Source organism: Phaeobacter sp. HF9A (assembly GCF_011806385.1).
GTDB lineage: Bacteria > Pseudomonadota > Alphaproteobacteria > Rhodobacterales > Rhodobacteraceae > Epibacterium.
In genome coordinates this window covers 1-4,804 of sequence record NZ_JAATOX010000190.1, presented here as the reverse complement: position 1 = coordinate 4,804, position 4,804 = coordinate 1, and the positions used below count along the sequence as shown (strand labels likewise).

Sequence of the window (4,804 nt, the reverse complement as noted above, 5' to 3'; positions counted from 1 at the left end):
CCGGGAATAGCCCGCCTGCCGTTCGACCCGCAGATCCGGCTGCCCCGGCTCATAGGCCAGCATCAGCCCCCCGGCCTCCACCTCTGCCGCCACGCGCGCGCCAAGGCTCTGGCGCAGGGCCAGCGCCTCGGCAAAGAGCACGATTTCCAGCCGGGCGACAGGGTCCAGGTCACAAGAGATCCGCTGGATGCCACTGCCATCCACCCGCTTGAAATTAAGCAGAAATCGCGCAGAACCATCGTCGCGCAGGTCAAAGGAAAAGAGTCGTGCCGCCATGCCCGCGAGCTATAGCGAAACCGCTCCCCGCCGCAAGATGACCCGTCGATATGAGCCGATTTTGACCCATCCAGCCTTGCACGCGCTTGGGACATGAAAAAGGCCACCCGCAAGACGCGGATGACCTTTCGGGGACCGATCTTGGCGCGTTTGCGCGGATCAGATTGCGGTTTTGACGCTTTCCTCAAGGTAGATTTCGCGCAGGCGTTTGGCGATCGGGCCGGGGGTGCCATCGCCCAGTGCCACGCCGTCGATCTCCACCACCGGCATCACAAAGGCCGAGGCCGAGGTGGTGAAGGCTTCATCCGCCTCTTTTGCCTCGTCGATGGTGAACAGGCGTTCCTCGATCTTCAGCTGTGCCTCGGCAGCCATGCGCAGCACCGCCTTGCGGGTGATACCATGCAGAATGTCATTGGACAGAGGCCGGGTCACGATGACGCCATCCTTGACGAAATAGGCGTTGTTGGAGGTGCCCTCGGTCACATGGCCGTCCTCGATCATCCAGGCATCATCGGCACCGGCCTTCTTGGCCATCATCTTGCCCATGGAGGGATAGAGCAGCTGCGTGGTCTTGATGTCGCGGCGACCCCAGCGAATGTCCTCGATCGAAATGACCTTGGCGCCTTTCTTGGCGGCAGGGCTATCGGCCAGACCGGGCTTGTTCTGGGTGAACAGCACCAGCCCCGGCACGGTATCTTCCGGCGGGAAGACAAAATCGCGATCGCCAGCAGAGCCACGGGTCACTTGCAGATAGACCAGCCCCTCGTCGATCCCGTTCAGCTCGACCAGCTTGCGGTGGATCTCCAGGAGCTCCTCCTTGGTGCAGGGCGCTTTCATCTCCAGCTCGGACAGCGACCGCTCCAGCCGCACCGCGTGGCCCTCAAAGTCAATCAGCTTGCCGCCCAGCACCGAGGTCACCTCATAGACCGCATCCGCCATCAGGAAACCCCGGTCAAAGATCGAGATTTTGGCTTCGGTTTCCGGCAGGTATTCGCCATTTACATAGACGGTACGGGTCATAGGTCAGGTCCTCGTGTGGTTTGCAGCTTTGTCGGGCCTTGATGGGGCGACGTCAAGCGATGATAGGTGGGCAAGATCAGCCCCAGAGCGCAGGGCTGGGCGGGTGCACGCCCGCGTCATCAAACAGCAGCGGCGTGTCGCGATCCTCGGCCAGCAGCAGCGGCCCGTCCAGATCGGTGACCAGCGCGCCCTGGGCCAGCAGGGTCGCCGGCGCCATCGCCAGTGACGAGCCAACCATGCAACCCACCATCACCTGATAGCCCTCGGCCAACGCCGCAGCGCGCAGCTTCAGCGCCTCGGTCAGACCGCCGGTCTTGTCGAGCTTGATATTGACCACGTCATATTTGCCCCGGAGCCCGGGCAGCGTCGCCAGATCATGGCAGCTCTCGTCCGCGCAGACCGGCACCGGCCGCTCCATGCCAATCAGCGCCGCGTCCTCGCCCGCGGGCAGGGGTTGCTCCACCAGCTCCACCCCGAGCCGCACCAGATGCGGTGCCAGCTCGGCGTAAACCTCTGCCGACCAGCCCTCATTGGCGTCGATAATGATCCGGGCCTCCGGCGCACCAGCGCGCACCGCTTCCAGGCGCGGCATATCCTCTGGCGTGCCGAGCTTGATCTTGAGCAGCGGGCGATGGGCATTCTGCGCCGCCTGTTTCTGCATCTCCTCGGGCGCAGCCAGCGACAGCGTATAGGCGGTGATCTCCGGCCCCGGCGCGGGCAGCCCGGCCAGCTCCCAGACGGGTTTTCCGGCCTGTTTGGCTTCCAGATCCCAAAGCGCACAATCCACCGCGTTGCGCGCCGCCCCGGCGGGCAGCAGATCCTGCAAGTCCGCGCGGCTAAACCGCTCCGGCAGTCCCTCGATCTCGGCGGTGACACTCTCCAGCGTCTCATCATAGCGCGCATAGGGAACGCATTCGCCCAAGCCCACATGACCGCCATCCTCAACGCGCACCGTCAGCACCTTGGCTTCGGTCCGCGACCCGCGCGAGATGGTAAACACCTGCGCCAGCTTGAACACATCCCGCGTAACGGTGATCTTCATCGCTATCCCCCCGGGCAATCCACCCGCATTTCATCTTTTCAAAAATATCCCCGCCGGAGGCGTCCGACATCGCGCCAGACGCCCCCGCCAAAGACAATAAGATCAGAGTGCCGCCAGCGCGTCCACCAGACGGCCAGCGCCATGACGATAGGGGTCAACGGCGGGCAGACCCATGCGATCTTCGACCTCTTTGAGATAGGCAACCGCCTCCTCTTCGCTCAGATGCTGGGTGTTCACCGAAACGCCCACCACCTGGCAGGCCTTGTTGGCACGCTGCGCCAGCGGCAGCGCCACATCGCGCAGCTCTTCCAGCGTCGGCACGTCATAATCCGGCAGACCGCGCATATGGCTGCGGGTCGGCTCATGGCAAAGGATCAGTGCATCCGGCTGGCCGCCATGGACCAGCGCCATGGTCACCCCGGAATAAGACACGTGGAACAGCGAGCCCTGCCCCTCGATCAGATCCCAGTGATCTTCGTCATTGTCCGGTGTCAGATACTCAATAGACCCAGCCATGAAATCCGCGATCACCGCATCCAGCGGCACGCCATCGCCGGTGATCAGGATGCCGGTCTGGCCGGTGGCGCGGAAGGAGGATTTCATGCCCCGCGCCTGCATCTCCTTGTCCATGGCCAGCGCCGTGTACATCTTGCCAACCGAGCAATCGGTGCCGACAGCCAGACAGCGCTTGCCGCTGCGCTTCACGCCATTGGCGATCGGATAGTTTACGGTGGGCACGCGCACATCATGCAGGGTGCGGCCATTGGCCTGCGCCGCCGCCACCAGCTCCGCCTCGTCGCGCAACAGGTTGTGCAGGCCGGACGCGATGTCAAAGCCAAGCTCAAGCGCTTTCACCAGAACCTCTTTCCAGGCCGGGGAAATCAGACCGCCACGGTTGGCCACGCCAATCACCAGCGTCTTGGCCCCGGCGTCCAGAGCCTCTTGCAGCGTCATCTCGGTCAGGCCAAGGTCCGCGCCGCAGCCCGGCAGGCTGATCTGGCCCACCGCATGCTCCGGGCGCCAGTCCCGGATCCCGATCGCAACCTTGGCAGCCAGCATGTCCGGCGCGTCACCTAGGAACAGCAGATAAGGGGTCTCGATCATTGCCAGCATCCTTCTTGGGGTTATCTCATAATCCGCGACAGATTGCGACAATGCCGGTGCAAAATCCTGCCTATTTCACTGCAATTTTCCCCATGCACGGAATATTCTTGCGCCCATCAGTCACTCAGCCGGATTTTCTCCCACCGATACACGAGATTACGCGCCATTCCACCAGTCCCTCACGGCTTCAAGAGCGCGAATTTTCTGCACCTGCAAAAGAAACTTGCCTTTCGACGCGCAACGAAATATCCAAATTAAAAATGATTTTGAAACTTAAAAACCCGGAGACCCTGCCATGAGCTTCCGCCTGCAACCGGCGCCGCCCGCCCGCCCCAACCGCTGCCAACTCTTCGGGCCGGGTTCCAACACCAAACTCTTCGCCAAGATGGCCGCCTCACAGGCGGATGTGATCAACCTCGATCTGGAAGATTCCGTCGCCCCCTCCGACAAGGACAGCGCCCGCGCCAATGTGATCGAGGCGATCAACACGGTGGATTGGGGCGCAAAAACCCTCAGCGTGCGGATCAACGGGCTCGACACCCCCTATTGGTATCGGGACGTGGTCGATGTGCTGGAACAGGCCGGGGAACGGCTCGACCAGATCATGATCCCCAAGGTGGGCTGCGCCGAAGACGTCTATGCGGTGGATGCGCTGGTCACCGCGATCGAACGCGCCAAGGGGCGCAAGAAGGCGATCAGCTTTGAAGTGATCATCGAATCCGCAGCCGGCATCGCCCATGTCGAGGCCATCGCCGCCAGCAGCCCGCGCCTCCAGGCCATCAGCCTCGGCGCGGCGGATTTTGCCGCCTCCATGGGCATGCAGACCACCGGCATCGGCGGCACGCAGGAAAACTACTACATGCTGCGGGGCGGTGAAAAACACTGGTCCGACCCCTGGCACTGGGCGCAGGCCGCCATCGTCGCCGCCTGCCGCACCCATGGGCTGTTGCCGGTGGATGGCCCCTTTGGCGATTTCTCGGATGACGAGGGCTATATCGCCCAGGCCAGACGCTCGGCCACACTGGGCATGGTGGGCAAATGGGCGATCCACCCGAAACAGATCGCCTTGGCCAACCAGGTTTTCACCCCCTCCGAAGAGGCCGTTGCCGAGGCCCGCGAAATCCTCGCCGCCATGGAAGAGGCCAAGGCCAAGGGCGAAGGCGCCACCGTTTACAAGGGCCGCCTAGTGGATATCGCTTCGATCAAACAGGCAGAGGTCGTCGTCGCCCAGGCCGAATTGATCGCAAGCAACGCCTGACCCCCCTTCTTCTAACCCGAAATATCCCGGAGCGCGAGGCAGAGCCTCGCTCCCTCCTCCCCGGATGCGTAGCCTCAGAACGGGGGGGGGCTCCCGCCCCTTTT

Annotated in this window: 4 protein-coding genes and 1 pseudogene; 1 reads left to right on the top strand and 4 read right to left on the bottom strand. The window is 63.1% G+C overall.

From position 1 onward, the window contains the following. The 4 genes and pseudogenes from HCZ87_RS19760 to dgcN form a co-directional block, all read right to left on the bottom strand. Positions 1-276: pseudogene (locus tag HCZ87_RS19760) on the bottom strand (hypothetical protein); the annotation flags it as partial. A 159-nt stretch (positions 277-435) separates the two neighbouring features. After that, a complete protein-coding gene (locus tag HCZ87_RS19755; protein WP_167646679.1) occupies positions 436-1,296 on the bottom strand; it encodes a D-amino-acid transaminase in 861 nt (286 codons plus the stop codon). 76 nt (positions 1,297-1,372) lie between these two features. Continuing rightward, complete coding sequence (gene dgcA / locus HCZ87_RS19750) at positions 1,373-2,338, bottom strand: N-acetyl-D-Glu racemase DgcA (RefSeq protein ID WP_167646677.1); 966 nt, start codon at positions 2,336-2,338, stop codon at positions 1,373-1,375. A gap of 102 nt (positions 2,339-2,440) precedes the next feature. Next, a complete protein-coding gene (dgcN, locus tag HCZ87_RS19745; protein WP_167646675.1) occupies positions 2,441-3,442 on the bottom strand; it encodes an N-acetyltransferase DgcN in 1,002 nt (333 codons plus the stop codon). Positions 3,443-3,737: 295 nt separating this feature from the next. Here dgcN and HCZ87_RS19740 point away from each other — a divergent pair, with 295 nt between their 5' ends. Beyond that, positions 3,738-4,700, top strand: coding sequence for an L-malyl-CoA/beta-methylmalyl-CoA lyase (locus HCZ87_RS19740; protein ID WP_167646673.1), 963 nt, complete (start codon positions 3,738-3,740; stop codon positions 4,698-4,700). Positions 4,701-4,804: the final 104 nt, after the last annotated feature.